The sequence below is a fragment of the Pseudomonas sp. JV449 genome, from assembly GCF_032424295.1.
GTDB lineage: Bacteria > Pseudomonadota > Gammaproteobacteria > Pseudomonadales > Pseudomonadaceae > Aquipseudomonas > Aquipseudomonas marginalis.
Genome location: NZ_VYKD01000001.1, coordinates 99,143 through 116,259 on the forward strand (window position 1 = coordinate 99,143; position 17,117 = coordinate 116,259).

At 62.9% G+C, this 17,117-nt stretch carries 8 protein-coding genes; all 8 read left to right on the plus strand.

Features of this window, described 5'->3' with window-relative positions:
• Nucleotides 1–63 precede the first annotated feature (63 nt).
• The 8 genes from aspA (at nt 64) to F6S08_RS00495 (ending at nt 17,115) form a co-directional block, all read left to right on the plus strand.
• Entirely contained in the window at nt 64–1,488 is a 1,425-nt protein-coding gene (gene aspA / locus F6S08_RS00460; protein ID WP_025854459.1) for an aspartate ammonia-lyase, read from the plus strand.
• Nucleotides 1,489–1,903: 415 nt separating this feature from the next.
• Nucleotides 1,904–3,349 (plus strand): alanine/glycine:cation symporter family protein, encoded by a 1,446-nt coding sequence (locus F6S08_RS00465; protein ID WP_065926754.1) that lies wholly within the window; start codon nt 1,904–1,906, stop codon nt 3,347–3,349.
• Between the two features lie 77 nt (nt 3,350–3,426).
• Entirely contained in the window at nt 3,427–4,404 is a 978-nt protein-coding gene (locus F6S08_RS00470) for an asparaginase (RefSeq protein WP_065946487.1), read from the plus strand.
• A 116-nt stretch (nt 4,405–4,520) separates the two neighbouring features.
• Nucleotides 4,521–9,083 carry a hypothetical protein gene (locus F6S08_RS00475; RefSeq protein WP_315871143.1) on the plus strand — a complete coding sequence of 1,521 codons (4,563 nt, stop codon included), beginning with the start codon at nt 4,521–4,523 and terminating at the stop codon, nt 9,081–9,083.
• Between the two features lie 48 nt (nt 9,084–9,131).
• Nucleotides 9,132–10,124, plus strand: a complete 993-nt coding sequence (locus F6S08_RS00480; RefSeq protein WP_065946485.1) for an AraC family transcriptional regulator — start codon at nt 9,132–9,134, stop codon at nt 10,122–10,124.
• Nucleotides 10,125–10,263: 139 nt separating this feature from the next.
• Nucleotides 10,264–11,298, plus strand: coding sequence for a histone deacetylase family protein (locus tag F6S08_RS00485; RefSeq protein ID WP_315871144.1), 1,035 nt, complete (start codon nt 10,264–10,266; stop codon nt 11,296–11,298).
• Nucleotides 11,295–12,386 (plus strand): polyamine ABC transporter substrate-binding protein, encoded by a 1,092-nt coding sequence (locus F6S08_RS00490; protein WP_315871145.1) that lies wholly within the window; start codon nt 11,295–11,297, stop codon nt 12,384–12,386. The genes F6S08_RS00485 and F6S08_RS00490 overlap by 4 nt, the downstream gene beginning before the upstream one ends.
• Nucleotides 12,387–12,501: 115 nt before the next feature.
• On the plus strand, nt 12,502–17,115 hold the full coding sequence (locus tag F6S08_RS00495) for a dermonecrotic toxin domain-containing protein (RefSeq protein WP_315871146.1): 4,614 nt from the start codon (nt 12,502–12,504) through the stop codon (nt 17,113–17,115).
• Nucleotides 17,116–17,117: the final 2 nt, after the last annotated feature.

Genomic DNA, 17,117 nt, shown 5'->3' on the forward strand with positions numbered 1-17,117 from the left:
CTACAGGCCTAGCATTCGCAGCGTTCCGGCCTGTTCCGGGTCCATATCGAGATGATTTCCGTCATGTCCTCCGCTGCATCATTCCGCACAGAAAAAGACCTGCTTGGCGTACTCGAAGTACCTGCCCAAGCGTATTACGGCATCCAGACCCTGCGAGCGGTGAATAACTTCCGCCTCTCGGGCGTTCCGATTTCGCATTACCCGAAATTGGTGGTCGGCCTGGCAATGGTCAAGCAAGCGGCGGCTGACGCCAACCGCGAGCTGGGCCAGCTCAGCGAAGCCAAGCACGCGGCCATCAGCGAAGCCTGTGCCCGCCTGATCCGCGGCGATTTCCACGAAGAATTCGTGGTGGACATGATTCAAGGCGGCGCCGGCACTTCAACCAACATGAATGCCAACGAAGTCATCGCCAACATCGCGTTGGAGGCCATGGGCCACAACAAGGGCGAATACCAGTACCTGCACCCCAACAACGACGTGAACATGGCGCAGTCGACCAACGACGCCTACCCGACCGCGATCCGCCTGGGCCTGCTGCTGGGCCACGACGCGCTGCTGGCCAGCCTCGACAGCCTGATCCAGGCGTTCGCCGCCAAGGGCGTCGAATTCAGCCACGTGCTGAAAATGGGCCGCACCCAATTGCAGGACGCCGTGCCGATGACCCTCGGCCAGGAATTCCGCGCCTTCGCCACCACCCTCGGTGAAGACCTGGCCCGCCTGAAAACCCTGGCGCCAGAACTGCTGACCGAAGTGAACCTGGGCGGCACCGCCATCGGTACCGGCATCAACGCCGACCCGCGCTACCAGGCCCTGGCCGTACAACGCCTGGCCGTTATCAGCGGCCAGCCAGTGGTCCCGGCTGCCGACCTGATCGAAGCCACCTCCGACATGGGCGCCTTCGTGCTGTTCTCCGGCATGCTCAAGCGTACCGCGGTGAAACTGTCGAAGATCTGCAACGACCTGCGCCTGCTGTCCAGCGGCCCACGTACCGGCATCAACGAGATCAACCTGCCGGCGCGCCAGCCAGGCAGCTCGATCATGCCCGGCAAGGTCAACCCGGTGATCCCGGAAGCCGTCAACCAAGTCGCGTTCCAAGTCATCGGCAACGACCTGGCCCTGACGATGGCGGCCGAAGGCGGCCAGCTGCAACTGAACGTGATGGAGCCGCTGATCGCCTTCAAGATCTTCGACTCGATCCGCCTGCTGCAACGCGCCATGGACATGCTGCGCGAGCACTGCATCGTCGGCATCACCGCCAACGAAGCCCGCTGCCGCGAACTGGTGGAACACTCCATCGGCCTGGTCACCGCGCTGAACCCGTACATCGGCTATGAAAACGCCACCCGCATTGCGCGTATCGCCCTCGAAAGCGGCCGCGGCGTGCTGGAACTGGTGCGCGAAGAAGGCTTGCTCGACGACGCCATGCTCGACGACATCCTGCGCCCCGAAAACATGATTGCCCCACGCCTGGTCCCGTTGAAGGCCTAAGCGTTTGTTGCACCGCTCACCAGGTTGAGGGACTAGACACCTCTCACCTTTTGAGGGCCTGAAGGCTCGTTCTTCAGGCCCTTTTTTTTGCTTGTAGGAGCGAGCTTGCTCGCGAAAAACGCAAGGAGACCGCAACCGTCCAGACAGCCAACTTCATCGTTCACGACCTTCGCGAGCAAGCTCGCTCCTACAAACCTTTAATCAGCCCGAGCAGACGGATCACGTTCGCCTAGGTATAGTGCCGCCCCTCTTCGCGTCTGCGGCCGTCGGTAACGAGGCCCGGGTACACCGCGAAAGCGCATGAATAACAACACCCGCAAAAGGATGGGGATCGAGCGTCGTGCACTGCCTGGTGCCGAGCGATGCGTCGGACCGTCCTGCGTTTGCCATTAGAAAAATCAGCGAGGAACACTCCATGCTCGAAGTCATCAACGACTTCCTCTCAGGGAAAGTACTGATCGTGCTCATTGTCGGGCTCGGCGGTTATTTCACGATCCGCTCGCGTTTCGTTCAATTGCGTCACTTTTTCCACATGTTTTCGGTGTTTCGCGACAGCCTGAAAAACAGCTCCGACCAACTCAGCTCGTTCCAGGCGCTGATGCTCAGCCTGGCCGGTCGCGTCGGTGCCGGTAACATCGCGGGTGTCGGCATTGCCGTGACCCTGGGCGGCCCGGGTGCCGTGTTCTGGATGTGGGTCACCGCGCTGGTGGGCATGTCTTCGAGCTTTATCGAGTGCTCCCTCGGCCAGTTGTACAAGCGCACTGACGCGGAAGGCACCTACCGTGGCGGCCCGGCCTATTACATCCAGCACGGCCTGCACAAGCGCTGGCTGGGGATGGTCATGGCGTTCCTGCTGCTGGTGACCTTCGGCTTTGCCTTCAACGGCCTGCAAGCCCACGCCGTGACCCACTCGCTGAACAACGCGTTCGGCCTGGACACCACCTACACCGGCCTGGCCCTGGCGGTATTGCTGGGCCTGGTGTTCATCGGCGGGATCAAGCGCATCGCCTCGATCGCCGACCTGCTGGTGCCAGTCAAGACCCTGGTCTACATCGCCGTGACCCTGTATGTGATCGTGCTGCAATTCGACCACGTACCGGCCATGCTCGCGACCATCGTCAAAAGCGCCTTCGGCCTCGACCAAGCCTTCGGTGGCCTGGTAGGCAGCGCGATCATCATGGGTGTGAAACGCGGCGTGTTCGCCAACGAAGCCGGCTTGGGCAGTGCGCCGAACGTGGCGGCGGTAGCGTCGGTTGAACACCCGATCGCCCAAGGCGTGGTCCAGGCGTTCAGCGTGTTCCTCGACACCTTCGTGATCTGCACCTGCACCGCGTTGCTGATCCTGCTCTCCGGTTTCTACACCCCAGGCTTCGAAGGCGACGGCATTGCCCTGACCCAGAACTCCCTGGCCGCTGTGGTGGGTGACTGGGGCCGCATGTTTATCTCGGTGGCCCTGGCGTTGTTCGTGTTTACCTCGATCATGTACAACTACTACCTGGGCGAGAGCAACCTGCGCTTCCTGGTGGGCAACAACCGCAAGGTGCTGATGGGTTATCGCGCGCTGGTGCTGGTGCTGATTTTCTGGGGTTCGATCGAGAACCTGAGCACCGTGTTCGCCTTCGCCGACATCACCATGACCCTGCTGGCGTTCGTCAACCTGTTTGCCCTGGCGTTCCTGTTCAAGATTGCCATGCGCATCCTGAACGACTACGACAACCAGCGCGCGGCAGGCATCAAGACCCCGGTGTTCGACTCCAGCCAGTTCCCAGACCTGGACCTGGACCGCAAGGCCTGGCCGGCCAACCCGGCAAAACCGGACGTTGCCGCATCGGCAGAACTGAACGCTCAAGTGCAACGCTGAGCGTAGACAGATGACACGCCGCCCGGCCTTGGGCATGCTCTGGGCCCGGCGGCGTTTTTCGTTCAGGAGAATCTTCGATGTCCCCAGCCAATAACCTCATGGTGCTCTACACCGGTGGCACCATCGGCATGCAGGCCAGCGCCAATGGCCTGGCGCCCGCATCCGGTTTTGAAGCGCGCATGCGCGAACAGCTCGCCAACGTGTCAGTACCCGCCTGGCGCTTCCGGGAAATGTCCCCGCTGATCGACAGCGCCAACATGACCCCCGCCTACTGGCAGCGCCTGCGCACCGCCGTGGTCGAGGCCGTGGATGACGGTTGCGATGCCGTGCTGATCCTGCACGGCACCGACACCCTGGCCTACAGCGCGGCGGCGATGAGCTTCCAGCTGTTGGGCTTGCCGGCGCCGGTGGTGTTCACCGGCTCGATGTTGCCTGCCGGCGTCCCCGACAGCGATGCCTGGGAAAACGTCAGCGGAGCCCTGCTGGCGTTGGGCGAGGGCCTGGCGCCCGGCGTGCACCTGTACTTCCACGGCGCGCTGATGGCCCCGACCCGCTGCGCGAAGATCCGCAGCTTTGGTCGCCATCCGTTCGCCGCGCTGCAGCGCAACGGCGGTGTGGCCCAAGCCGAAGCGCTGCCCGCCGCGCTGGATTACCGCCAGCCGAAGGCCCTGGCCAATGTCGGCGTATTGCCGCTGGTACCGGGCATCGCCGCAGCACAATTGGACGCACTGCTCGGCAGTGGCATCCAGGCACTGGTGCTGGAATGCTTCGGCAGCGGCACCGGGCCCAGCGATAACCCTGAGTTTCTTGCCAGCCTCCAGCGCGCCGAAGAAAACGGCATCGTGGTCGTGGCAATCACCCAATGCCATGAAGGCGGCGTGGAACTGGATGTGTACGAAGCCGGCAGCCGCCTGCGCGGCGTGGGCGTGTTGTCAGGTGGCGGCATGACCCGTGAAGCGGTATTCGGCAAGCTCAACGCGTTGCTCGGGGCCGGGCTGTCCATCGCCGAAGTCCGGCGACTGGTAGAGCTGGACCTGTGCGGCGAACTGAGCTGACCCCACCGCCGCACTGTAGATAGTCACCCCCTTCCCTGGCTGGCCGGCCCCTAGCATGGAACACCCGAGCGAACACCTCGGGCCGTTCCCATCAACCGGCAAGACAGGGATGCCCCATGACCACGCCCATCTCAATCGCTTCACAACAGCCACTGGAATTGCTCACCCAACTGCTAACAGGCCCGTCATTCAGGGAGGTGGCGGCGGTGTTGTTGCGCCAGGCGCTGCAGGCCCGCTACCCCACACTGGCAATCGACCCCGATATCTGCCTGATCGGCACCCCCGGCTGGGAAATCATCGACGAACAGGCCTGCGCCACTACCACCGCCTACCGCACACTGAGCGACAGCCTGACCGATCAGGCCGTGCTCGGCGAACCGACCCTGTACATCGAAGGCGAACACTTCCTGACCCAGCAACCGCTCACCGAGCCGCCAACCCATTTGCCGGTGCGCATCGGTGACATCGCCCATCTGCTCAATACCCTGGCCCCCGTCATGCTGGCGGCCTGGCAGGAGCAACAGCTGGCGTTCTGGAACAAAAGCAACGGCAGCGGCCCCCATTGGCATCAGCTGTCCAACTCATTGCGCGGGGTGTGGAATGTCCGGCAGGCACCGGGCTGGAACGAAAGCGACTGCGCCATGGCGCGCCAGTTGTTTCACGCGCCCACCTACGATGTGCGACGGCTCGACGACCCATACACCAGCCACGCCTACCTGCTCGACATCGATCAGGTCGACGGCGCGCAGGTGACCCACCTCAACCGGCTCGCGCTGTCGGTCCTGATCGGCAAGCAGGCCGGGCGAGACGTTATCCTCACCCACTCGCTGCTCAAGGGCTATGAGAAGTTCACGTCCCTGGCACAGCTGGGCCGAAGCCTGCCCGCTCGCCTGGACACCTCGGCGCCCCGCACACAGTTGCAATGGCGCCTGTTCGAACCTGACGGCAATTTTTTCGATCACCAGGCCTGCAGCCTGATTGCCTTGCAGGTCGAGGCTATTGGCAGCCTGGACTTCTCCGACCTGCGCCACCCGGACACGGCTCCGCCACCCGGTGCCACCGAGTTGGCCACCGGCCCCGGCCCCGACCGCGAGTGGTATCAGCAGGCGCTGCCGGGCTGGCTGCAGGAGGCGTCGACGTCCGACCTGAACTTCTATGCGCGGCATCTCAAGGACCTCGCGTCCCTGAACAGCAGCACCGGCGGCAAGTCGTATCAGGACGATATCCCGCCCATCGAGCAGTACGCGCTCAATCACCTCAAGGCGGAAATCCTCAACGACCACCCGCAAGCCGGTGCCCTGGCCTTGGATACGCTCACCCTGAAAGTCCAGCAGCCGGTGGTGTGGGGGACTTTCACGGTGCCCGGCATGACCGAGACCACCACCTTCAACCTCGCCGAACTGGCGCTGCACAACCTGATCGCCATCCCGGTCGGCAACAAGACCTTGCAGCTGCATAACGGCCAAAATCTGCCGGACTGGCTGACCGTCGAGTACATCGAGAGCCTCGTTTCCCGGGTGGACATCGGCCAGAACTACCCGGCGCTGATCAAAAGCAAGCTGCTGGAAATGCCCCGCGAGGCCTCATCGCGAAAGAACCTCTACATCCAGCACCTGCGCATCCAGCTGCCGTTACTGGCCCTGCAAGGCAAGATTCAGCAACAGGATGGCATCGATGACTGCGGCTATCGATACGTCGCCACCCTGATGCAAGCCGATGCCTCGGATCACACAGTAGACGGGCAGACCATCGTCATGCGGCCTCTGGCGTTCATCCCGCAACGGCGGGGCGACGCCACTGCCGATGAGGTCGAAAACATGTACGTCATCGGCCCGCAAGATCCCGTCGCCGGCCCCTGCCTGCTCTATCGACCTCTGTTCACCCCGGCCCTGGTGCAATATCCGTCCCCGGCCAACCTGATGTACGCCATTGCCCAGTCCCCCGACCTGCGCCGTTCGGTGCTGGCCTGGTTGCCGGACAGCGCGCGCGATGCTTACGCCAACTATGTGTTCCCGGGAGCATTGCCTTCCCCCTGGGCCGTCGCCGATTTTCTGGTGGACGCCTCGACACTGGAAACCATGAGCGGCCCCATCGGCCTGGGCAAAGACCCACTCAAGGGTGACCTGCTCGCCGGCCTGTTTGAAGCCAACGCCCAGGCCCTGGTCAAGCTGGCCGACCGCCAGTCGACCTCCAATACCGAAAACCGCTGGGCGACCCTCAAGCAAACCGGCTGGACGCTCCTCAATGCCGCGCTGCCCTTTACCAGCCCCAGCGTGGCGACAGGCCTGTGGATCTGGCAGGTCGTCGATCAGTTGCAACAGTTTGTCGGGGCCACGGAGCAGGATGACACCGCGGTCCAATGGACCACTTTCACCGACGTGCTGCTGAACCTGTCGATGGCGATTACCCTGCATATCAGCACGCGCCTGCGTCCCCGCGGCGCTCGGCCCGAGCGGGAATCCAGGCCGACCGAGCCCTCGGCAGGGCAGCGTGTCGAGATCAAACAGCTGGGCGCCATCGCCGGCAATGAAAGCCCAGCGGGCCACACTCCACTGCTGCATACCAGCGGCGCGCTCAATCGGTCGCCCGCCACCCTGGGGCGGGTGCTGGACCGTTTCAAAGTCAGCCAGCCTGGCGCAGCGAGCAGCGTCGACACCCGCCCGGGGCCGACCCGCCACCTGACCCGCGTCGCCGAGCGTCTCTACGCACAGGTCGGCGAGCGCTGGTTTGAAGTGAGCGCGGACGACGAGGGCAACGTGGTCATCATCGACCCTCGGCAGCCGGATCGAACCGGACCGCCGCTGATTCACAACGCCGCCGGCCAATGGTTCGTCGACACCCGCCTGCGCCTGCGCGGCGGCGGCCCCAAGCGCATGCTCAACAAAGCCGAAGCGGAAGCGACCCTCAAGGCCGCCGAAGTACGGGCCAAGCTCGAGGCCTTCGAAAACGCCAAGAAGACCGCACAAAGAGCGCTGCAACAGGCCCGCCAGGCCATGACCGACGTCTCCGGTAACGCTGCAGAAGTCAAACGCCAGCACTACATGGACACCCTCGACCAGCAAAGCGCGGATTACGAAGCGGCACTGCAACACCTCAAGACCCTGAGTGTGTTCACCCCGGTCCCCGACTACCAGCAAAAAGCCCTGGGTTATATAAGAGCGCAACTGGAGCTTACCGAAGCAGCGATCAGGGAGGCCCAGACCACCTTCACCCCCCAGCTCAGGGTCGTGCTTGACCAGCTCGAACACCCCGACACCCGGCACCCGGCGCGGTACGTCGAAGACGCGCGACAAATGACCGAGATGAGTGAAGACATGATCACGCGCCTGGACTACACCCATGCGCGCTTCACTCAACTCAAGGCCCTGGCCAAGGAGGGCGTGCAGTTGATCCAGAGCGCCAGGAAAAAACTGCCGGCCTACACCAGCATCGACCTCAAGGCCCTGCAGATAACCCTGGCGCGCAGGTTGTGCCTGCCGGAGGACAGCGCGACCCGTGCACCCCAGGCCTGGGCCAACCTCAATGAGATTGTCGACAACGCCGATCTGTCGGTCCAGGCCCTGCGCGACACCCTCAACGAACGCAGCGAGGCGCGGCTGGACGAACGCATCGAATCCCTGAGCAGCCTGATCGAACAGTTCAAGGTCCTTGACGAGCGCCTGGAGGACTTCTCCCAGGAGTTTTCCAGCCTGACCCACCTCTCCCCGCTGGAACGCCTGCGCAAACAGGTCAAGGATTTTTCCCGGCAGGCCTTGACCCATCTGTCCCAGCTGCACGCTGAGCGGGACATCCTGCGCAACCGGCCCACCCCTCCACCGACGCCCCCCAAGCCCTTGAAGAAATTCATCCATACCCGTTACAACGGCGTGATGATCGGCGAGCCCCGCCTGACGGCGGTCGGCCTTGAAACTGACCTGGTGGATATCAAGTCACCGCTGACCCGGCAGGTCATTGCCACCTTCCATGAGAAAAGCCCCAACGTCTGGGTGCAACGGCTGAGCCCTGCACACACCGAGCAGGCGGTGCCCGAGCTTCAAGCCAGCCTCGGGCAGGGCCGCACGCTGCTGGACGGTTTGCCCGCGTTCAGGCAACGGGCCATCGAGCAAACACGCCAAGCCGGGCGCACCGCCGTCGGCATCGAATACCTGTACCACCGTCACGCGTTGCTGCTGGAAGAGACCAACCGGCACATCGAGCAGGCCCTGGCCGACAGCACCATCACAGCCGATCAAACCCAATCGGCAACCGCCCTTGGCAAGCAGCTCAACGACGCCGCGCAGGACCTGTACCGACGCGCATCCGAAAGCATGACGCGCATGATCAAGCATCAGCCCCCAACCACCAAAGGCGTCGAATGGCTGAGCGAGCGCGACGAGATCGTCATCAAGAAATCCGTGAGGCGTCGCCGGCTCAAAAGCAGCACACCGGACTACCTGGACGAATACATCATCACCGAGCGCGCGACCCATCAAGTGCTCTGGTACGCGCACTTTCATTATTCGACCGACTGGACGCCTGCCAAGGCCTACCTCAGCGCACGGTTGAAAACCACCCATGAATATCGACAAGGCTCGGCGGCCGACTCGGTCAAAGGCCTGAACGAGCAGCAGCAAATCGACTATTACCGCAGCGAGATCAGCCTGGAGGCGGCCAAACGGCTATTTTTTGACCACAAGTAGGCGGCACACTCCTTGCTGCCTCTGGGCAAACCCTGGCAGGACTCCCCCATGCTGCACTCGCACCTGACTACGCTCAACGCCGTCTCCCTGGTACTCGACACCTTCAGGGCCGAGGGCGTGAGCCGCGACGTGCTGCTGGCCGGCAGCGGTATCTGCGGCGCCGACCTGAACCGCGCCGACACGCGCATCACCACCAACCAGGAGATGCGCGTGTGTGCCAATGCCGTGGCCCTGCGCCGCGATATCGGCCTGGAGTTGGGCCGGCGCATGCACGTGTCATCCTACGGCATGCTCGGCTACGCGCTGCTGACCAGTGCCACCTTCGGTGACGCTTTGCGCCTGGCCCTGCGCTATCCGGCGCTGTTGGGAACACTTTTCGAGCTGAGCCTGGAAGACGACGGCCAGCGCATCTGGTTCACCGCCGACGGGTATCGGGAAAACCCGGCGCTGGCCACCTTCAATGTCGAGTTCTGCCTGGTGTCGTTGAAGGTCATCTGTGACGATCTGCTGGGCCATGCCCTGCCGTTGCTCGGTGCGCGTTTCGAACACCGCGCCCCCGACTATCGCGCACGCTATGCCGAGCACTTCGATTGCCCTCTTGCCTTCGCTGCCAGCGCCAATGCCTTCGCTTTCGACCGGCGCTGGCTCGACCAGCCGTTGCCGCTGGCCGACCCCATCACCCACCGCGCCATGGCCGAGCGCTGCCGCAAACAGAACACCGAATTCACCGGGCGCCAGGCCTGGCTCGGCCGGGTACGCCAATTGCTGGCCGCCCAATTGAACGCCGCCCCCGGCATCGATGGCCTGGCCGGGCAGATGAACTGTTCGCCGCGCACCTTGCGCCGGCATCTGCATGACCTGGGTTGCAGCTATCAGGAACTGCTGGACGAGTTACGCTTCGAGCGGGCCAAGCAGTTGCTGGGCGAGGACCAACTGCCGATCTATCGCATCGCCGAGCAGTTAGGCTTCAGTGAAACCGCAAGTTTCAGGCACGCCTTCGTACGCTGGAGCGGCGTGGCACCGAGTCAGTTCCGCGCTTGAGTCGCGTGCCCCCACATGGGGCGAATAACGGACACAGGCTTTGGCCATATTTATCCCCTTTTGGCCGCTCCTGCCGTTCTCCAAACCTGCCCACGCCGCAACACTGCAAGGCATCCCAAGCAGCCTGCGGAGAACAACAATGCTGACGATCTATTCGGACGATCATCATCTGCACCACGGCCGTTGTGAATTGATGGACGGGCAATTGATGCCCTGCTTCGAAATGCCCGCCCGCGCCGACCATGTGCTGCAGCGGGTCAAGGACCGCCAGCTCGGCCCGGTGCAAGCCCCGCAGGACTTTGGCCTGGCCCCCTTGCAGCGCATCCACAGCCGCGAGTACCTGGATTTTTTCAAAGGTGCCTGGGCCCGTTGGCTCGAGTTCGGCCAGGACGGCGACCTGCTGCCCTATACCTGGCCCGCCCGTACCCTGCGCGCCGTCATGCCCACCAGCCTGCACGGCCAGTTGGGTTACTACAGCTTCGACGGCGGCGCGCCGATTACCGCCGGCACCTGGCAGGCAGCCTACAGTGCGGCGCAGGTGGCGCTGACCGCGCAACGGGCGATCCAGCAAGGCGCCCACAGTGCCTTCGCGCTGTGCCGGCCACCGGGACACCACGCCGCCAGCGACTTGATGGGCGGTTATTGCTACCTCAATAACGCCGCCATCGCCGCCCAGGCATTTCTCGATCACGGCCACAGGAAGGTTGCGATCCTCGACGTGGATTACCACCACGGTAACGGCACCCAATCGATTTTCTATGAGCGCAGTGACGTGCTCTTTACCTCGATCCACGGGCACCCGGAAGCCGAGTTTCCGTTTTTTCTCGGCTATGCCGATGAGCGGGGCGACGGGGCCGGAGAGGGTTTCAACTTTAACTATCCGTTGCCGGCCGGTTCGGGCTGGGACACCTGGAGCGCCGCACTGGAACAGGCTTGCCAGGCGATTGAGGGCTACGGCGCCGACGTCATTGTGGTGTCCCTGGGCGTCGATACGTTCAAGGACGACCCCATCTCGCAGTTCAAGCTCGACAGCCCCGACTACCTGGCCATGGGCAAGCGTATCGCCCGCCTGGGCAAGCCGACGCTGTTCGTGATGGAAGGCGGTTACGCGGTGGAAGAAATCGGCATCAATGCCGTCAACGTTCTCGAAGGTTTTGAAGGGGCAGTCGAATGAATCTGTTCAAGTCGCTTGTACTCTGCGCCGCCGTGTTAAGCAGCGCCGCCCACGCCGAAGAAAAAACCCTGCGGGTCTACAACTGGTTCGACTACATCACCCCCAAGGCCCTGGAAGACTTCAAGGCCCAAAACCCGTCGATCAAGTTGGTCTACGACATCTTCGACACCAACGAAGCCCTGGAAGCCAAGCTACTCACCGGTAATTCCGGCTATGACGTGGTGGTGCCGTCCAACGTGTTCCTGGCCAAACAGATCGAGGCCGGTGTGTTCCAGGCCCTGGACCGCAGCCAGTTGCCGAACTGGAACCACCTCGATCCCAAGTTGATGAAGCTGATCGAGGCCAACGACCCGGGCAACAAATTCGCCGTGCCCTACATGTACGGCACCATCCTGATTGGTTTCAATCCCGACAAGGTCAAGGCCGCGCTGGGCGCAGATGCACCGGTGGACAGCTGGGACCTGATCTTCAAGGAGGAGAACATCAGCAAGCTCAAGCAATGCGGCGTGGCACTGCTGGATTCACCCTCGGAGATCCTGCCCCTGGCCTTGCAGCACCTGGGCCTGGACCCCAACAGCAACAACCCCAAGGACTATGAAAAAGCCGAAGCCTTGCTGCTGAAGATCCGCCCGTACATCACCTACTTCCACTCCTCCAAGTACATGGCCGATATCGCCAACGGCGACATCTGCGTCGCCGTCGGCTACTCCGGCAGCTTCTCCCAGGCCGCCAACCGCGCCAAGGAGGCCAGGAACGGCGTGATCGTAGACATGCGCCTGCCCAAGGAAGGCGCGCCGATCTGGTTCGACATGCTCGCCATTCCCAAGGGCGCGAAGAACCCCCAGGACGCCTACACCTTCATCAACTACCTGCTGCAACCGCACGTCATTGCGCCGATCAGTGATTTTGTCGGCTACCCCAATCCCAACAAAGACGCTACCGGGCAGGTGGACCCGGCGATCCGCAACAATCCCAACCTGTACCCCACCGAAGCCGCGATGGCCACGCTCTATACCTTGAAACCTCTGGGACGTGACGCCGAACGCGCCAGGACCCGCGCCTGGTCCAGGATCAAGTCCGGGACCTGAGCAAATGTGGCCGGGAAGTGCGCTTCCCGGCCATGATGACTTATCTACCGACCGCCCGGCCGCAGCGCCAATTACCTTGCAGCTCTTCATGCCGACCCAGGCCAAGGAGCTGCAGATGCCCAACGATTCACCCCCTAGCAACAATCGCCCGCCCAGCAGCTATGAGCTGCTGACGCAACTGAGCGTCGGCCCGTCGATCCGCGACGTTGCCGCCAACCTGTTGCGTTCGTCCCTCATGGAGCAATACCCGACACTCGCTATCGACCCTGACCTGGCCATGGTCATCACGCCGCGCTGGCGCATCGTTGGCGATGTCATCCAATCCGCACCCGCCACCGCGCAATCGCTGACCTCGGTGCTGGCCAACCAGGCCCTGGCGCCCGAGCCGGTGATCTATATCGACGGCGAACACTTCCTCACCCTGGAGCCCGAGGCCAAGCCCGCCGTGCACCTGCCGGTGCAGATCGATGCCATTGCGCGGCTGATCAATGAGCTGGCGGCGCTGATCTTTACCGCCTTCCAGGAGCAGCAACTTGACTACTGGAACGCTTCCAACGGCCTGGCGGGCCCACGCTGGCAAACACTTTCCCATTCCCTGCGCAACGTGTGGAACGTCACCGCGCAGGACGGCTGGGATGAACACGATTGCGCCATGGCCAGGACGTTGTTCCACTTTCCGGACCGGGCCAAGCGTCGGAACTTCGACACATTCCAGACACACGCTTACCTGATCGATATAGATGGACTTAAAAACAACCGCTCCACTCACGTCGGCCTGTCGGATATCGCGGTGCTGATCGGGGTACATGAGCAACGCCAGCGGGTCCTGACGTATTCGCTGATCAACGGCTACGAGAAATTCGAGTCACTGCAAAAGCTCGGCGAAGCCTTGCCCGCGGCACTGACTCAAGCGGAGGGGGAGGTAACCGTGCAATGGCGATTGTACGAACCCGCCGGGGATTTTTTCGACAGCCTGGCGTGCAACCTGATCGCCCTGCAATTGCAGGCCATCGGATCAATTGGCTCCGCCGACCTTGAAGCCCCCGCCACGGCTGCCGTCACCGGCCAGGCCGTCGCGCGCATCCTGCCGGTGATTGAAGACTTGAGCGATCACTCATTGTCGAGCATCCGCCAGATCCACGAGCAACTTCCCGACTGGCTTGCCAATGCCTCGGACCTGGACGTATCGACCTACAGCCGTTATGTGATCGAGCTGGCCGAACTGCATACCCACAACCACGGGCAGTCTTTCCAGGACGGTATCCCGCCGATCCGCGACTACGCCAGGCAGCAACTGCAAAACCGGATCAAGGCCCATGCAAATGGCGCGAGCCTGAACCTGGACAAGATAGAGATCAGCATCGAGAGCCCGGTGGTCTGGGGCACCTTCGTGCTGCCCGGAACCACTGACATCACCCGGCGCAGCCTGATCGACCTGGCCCTGGAAAACCTCACCGGGCTGCCCACCGGTACGCCCAGCGTGCACTACAACGGCGGCGAGGGGCCGCAATGGCTGACGTACAACTACCTCAAGGACGTGATCGAAACCCTCGACATCGGTGAACGCTACCCGACGCTGATCAAACACACCTTGCTCGACGACCCCGTTCAATCAAGGCGCCGGCAAACCCTCTACACCTCGCACTTGCGGGTGCAACTGCCACTGCTGGCCTTGCAGTGGAAGATCCAGGGCCTGCACGGCATCGATGATCGCGGTTATCGCTATATCGCTGCCGCGGTGCAGGCACACGTCCATGAACGGCAGGTCGAGGGGCAAGAGATCGTCATCCGGCGCCTGGCGTTCATTCCAACCCTGCGCACCAGCCAGGCGCAGGATGGGGTGGCGAATATGTTTGTGATCGGCCCCCGCGACCACACCCAAGGCCCGTGCCTGTTGTACCGCCCACTGCTGGAGCCGGTGCTGATCCAGTACCCGTCACGGCAAAACCTGTTGTACGCCATCAAGCATCACCGCACCCTGCGCGACTCGGTACTGGCCTGGCTGGCCGAAGATGTGCGCTTCAACTACGAGCAGTATGTCTTCCCTGCCGCATTACCTTCGCCGTGGACCGTGGTGCGCGGGTTGGTGGAGCCGCAAGTGGTGGTGCAAATGAGCGGCCCCCTGGCCTTGAGCGACGAAGTGATGGGCAACGACAGCCTGGCGACGCTGTTCAGGGACAACGCCAACGCGATGGTTGAATTGGCGACGCGGCAATCGGTGTCCAACGCCCAGAAACGCTGGGCAAGCTATCGAGAAGCCGGCTGGCTGATTTTCAGCGCGGCGTTGCCATTCATGGGCCGCACCGTGGGCATCGCGGCCTGGATCTGGCAAATCATGGACGACCTGCAGGCGACCGCCCAGGCGGAGCCGGAGCCTGACGGGCAGGTGTCCTGGACAGCCCAGGTGGATCTGCTGCTCAACCTGGGCATGGCCCTGGTGCTGCACGTCGCCCTACGCCATCCGCCGCTGCGAAAGACGCCCAAGGCCACGTTGCCGAAACATGAAGCCACCCCGACCCAAGCGCCTGAAACCAGACTGCCGCCGGAGCGCCGGATCCCCGTGATGCGCCGCCCCGACTTGCCCGACGCCGAACCGCCCGCTCGCCATCAAGGCCCGCTGTACAACAGCGGCGCACTCCAACGCTCTCCGACAAGCCTGGGGGCCACGTTGGATCGCTTCAAAGTGGCCAGGCCCGACGGGCTGGGGGAAGCCGTCAAGGAAACAGGGCCGCACCTGCATCTCTGTGCGCTTGCCGATAAATGGTACGCGCCGGTGGGCGCACGCTGGTTCGAGGTGGCGGTGGATGAAAACGACAATGTCATGATCGTCGATCCGGGCCGCCCCACTCACGTCGGCCCGCTGCTGGTGAGCAACCTGGCCGGGCAATGGTTTGTCGACACTCGCCTGCGCCTGCGCGGTGCCGGTTTCAGGAATCGCCGGCAATCGGCTCGCGGCAAGGCACCTTCGCGGATCACCGACCTCCGGCAGAAACTCAACCAATTCGATGCTGACGAACGGCGCGGGCAAGCTGAAGTCGCCCAGGCCCACGCCGCGATAGACCCGGTGCCCGGGCCCTCCTCCGATCGCCAGCGCCAGGCGTTCCTCGACAAGGTCGACAGCCGCCTGGCCGACTATGACGTGCCCATTCGCCAGTTACGTTCGCTGAATGTCATCGATTCGGTACCCAACTACCAGAGTTCGATGATCGACTACCTGAACAAACAACTGCTGCTGACCCGCTCGGCCATCTCGGAACGCTTGCCGGTCTTTCGCGACAAGTTGCTGGTGTCGGTGGAAGACATGGAAGCCGTCACCGCCCTGGACATCAAGCAGCGTAACGAGATCGCACAGACGATGGCGAAGCTGAACCTGGATATGATCAACCGCATGGAGTATGCGCAATCGCGCTATCGCCAATTGGAAAGCCTGGGCATAGAGGGTGCCAAGGTCATCCACACCAGCGTGCAGGCCCTGCCCGACTTCAAGCTGCACGACCTCAAGGCCATGCAACTCACCCTCAGCCGCTACCTGTGTATTGGCGAAGGCAGCGGGGAGGCCTTCACCGACGCCCGGGTACAACTCAATGACATCGTGGATACCGCCGATCTCACGGTGCAAACGTGGATCGAGACCCTGGTGGAAACCAGCATCAGCGACCTGCACGAGCGTATTGAAGTGCTCAACAGCCTGGTCGACCAGTTCGCGATTGTCGACCAACGCCTGCTGGACCTGCACGCCGAACACCCGGAACAGGTGCAGCGAGAACCCCTGGAACACCTGCGCCAACGCATCGATGAATTCAACCAACAGGCGGTGCATGAACTGGCGCTCTTGATCAGGCAACGAAAAGCCCTGGAGCCCAAGCCTGGCCCATCAAAAGCCCCCCCGACACCCAAGCGCAAAGTCATCAAGACACGCTTTAACGGGGTGGTGGTGGGCGAGCCCCGTGAAGCCGAAAGCGGCCTGGTGGACGTCAAGGCCCCAGTGACGGGCAAACTCATCGCGACCTTTCACGAAAAAACCCCTGGGGTCTGGGTCGAACGCCAGAGCACACCCTCAAGCCCGCGTGAGCCCCAGGTGATCGACCTGGGTAGCAGCATCGACGCCGCCCAGAGCCTGCTGGATGAAGAGCCCGCCGCCACCGTGCGCACCCTGGGCCACGCGAAGAAAGCCGGGCGTATTCCGGTGGAAATCGAAGAGATGTTCCACCAGTACGCCGCACGCCTTGAACACGCAATGGCCACGATCGAAGAGGCGCTCACCCGGCTCAACCTCACGGAAAGCGACCGTCCGCCCGCCGCCGCCCTGAACCGCCGGCTCAATGACGCCGCACAACGGCTATACGAACTGGGCACAAGCACCCGCATCAGCATGACCAAACAACAACCACCCACGGCGGCACGGGTGGAGTGGCTGCACAGCCAAGGCCTGGTGAAAATCGCCAAAGTGGTCACGCGGCGGCGGCTCAAGGGCCCCGGCAAAAACTACCTTGACGAATACGAGGTGCGTGATCACCAGACCCATGCGGTGCTCTGGTATGCGCACTTTCACTATGAGTCTCCCCAGGCGGCGCTGGAGCACTACACCGCCGGCCACCTCAAGACCCGCGACCAGCAGAAGCTGGGGGGTGCTGTACACCGCACGGGCTTGAGCGACCGTGACCAGATCGCGATTTATCGCAGTGAAATCAGCCCGATCCTGGCCCGCTCGTTGTTTTTCCAGGCCTGACC

Excerpts from the sequence above, each read along its gene's own strand:
- F6S08_RS00480 (WP_065946485.1), top strand. The coding sequence starts at position 9,132 with ATGCTGCACTCGCACCTGACTACGCTCAACGCCGTCTCCCTGGTACTC.
- F6S08_RS00495 (WP_315871146.1), top strand. The coding sequence starts at position 12,502 with ATGCCCAACGATTCACCCCCTAGCAACAATCGCCCGCCCAGCAGCTAT.
- F6S08_RS00490 (WP_315871145.1), top strand. The coding sequence starts at position 11,295 with ATGAATCTGTTCAAGTCGCTTGTACTCTGCGCCGCCGTGTTAAGCAGC.
- F6S08_RS00465 (WP_065926754.1), top strand. The coding sequence starts at position 1,904 with ATGCTCGAAGTCATCAACGACTTCCTCTCAGGGAAAGTACTGATCGTG.
- F6S08_RS00485 (WP_315871144.1), top strand. The coding sequence starts at position 10,264 with ATGCTGACGATCTATTCGGACGATCATCATCTGCACCACGGCCGTTGT.
- F6S08_RS00475 (WP_315871143.1), top strand. The coding sequence starts at position 4,521 with ATGACCACGCCCATCTCAATCGCTTCACAACAGCCACTGGAATTGCTC.
- aspA (WP_025854459.1), top strand. The coding sequence starts at position 64 with ATGTCCTCCGCTGCATCATTCCGCACAGAAAAAGACCTGCTTGGCGTA.
- F6S08_RS00470 (WP_065946487.1), top strand. The coding sequence starts at position 3,427 with ATGTCCCCAGCCAATAACCTCATGGTGCTCTACACCGGTGGCACCATC.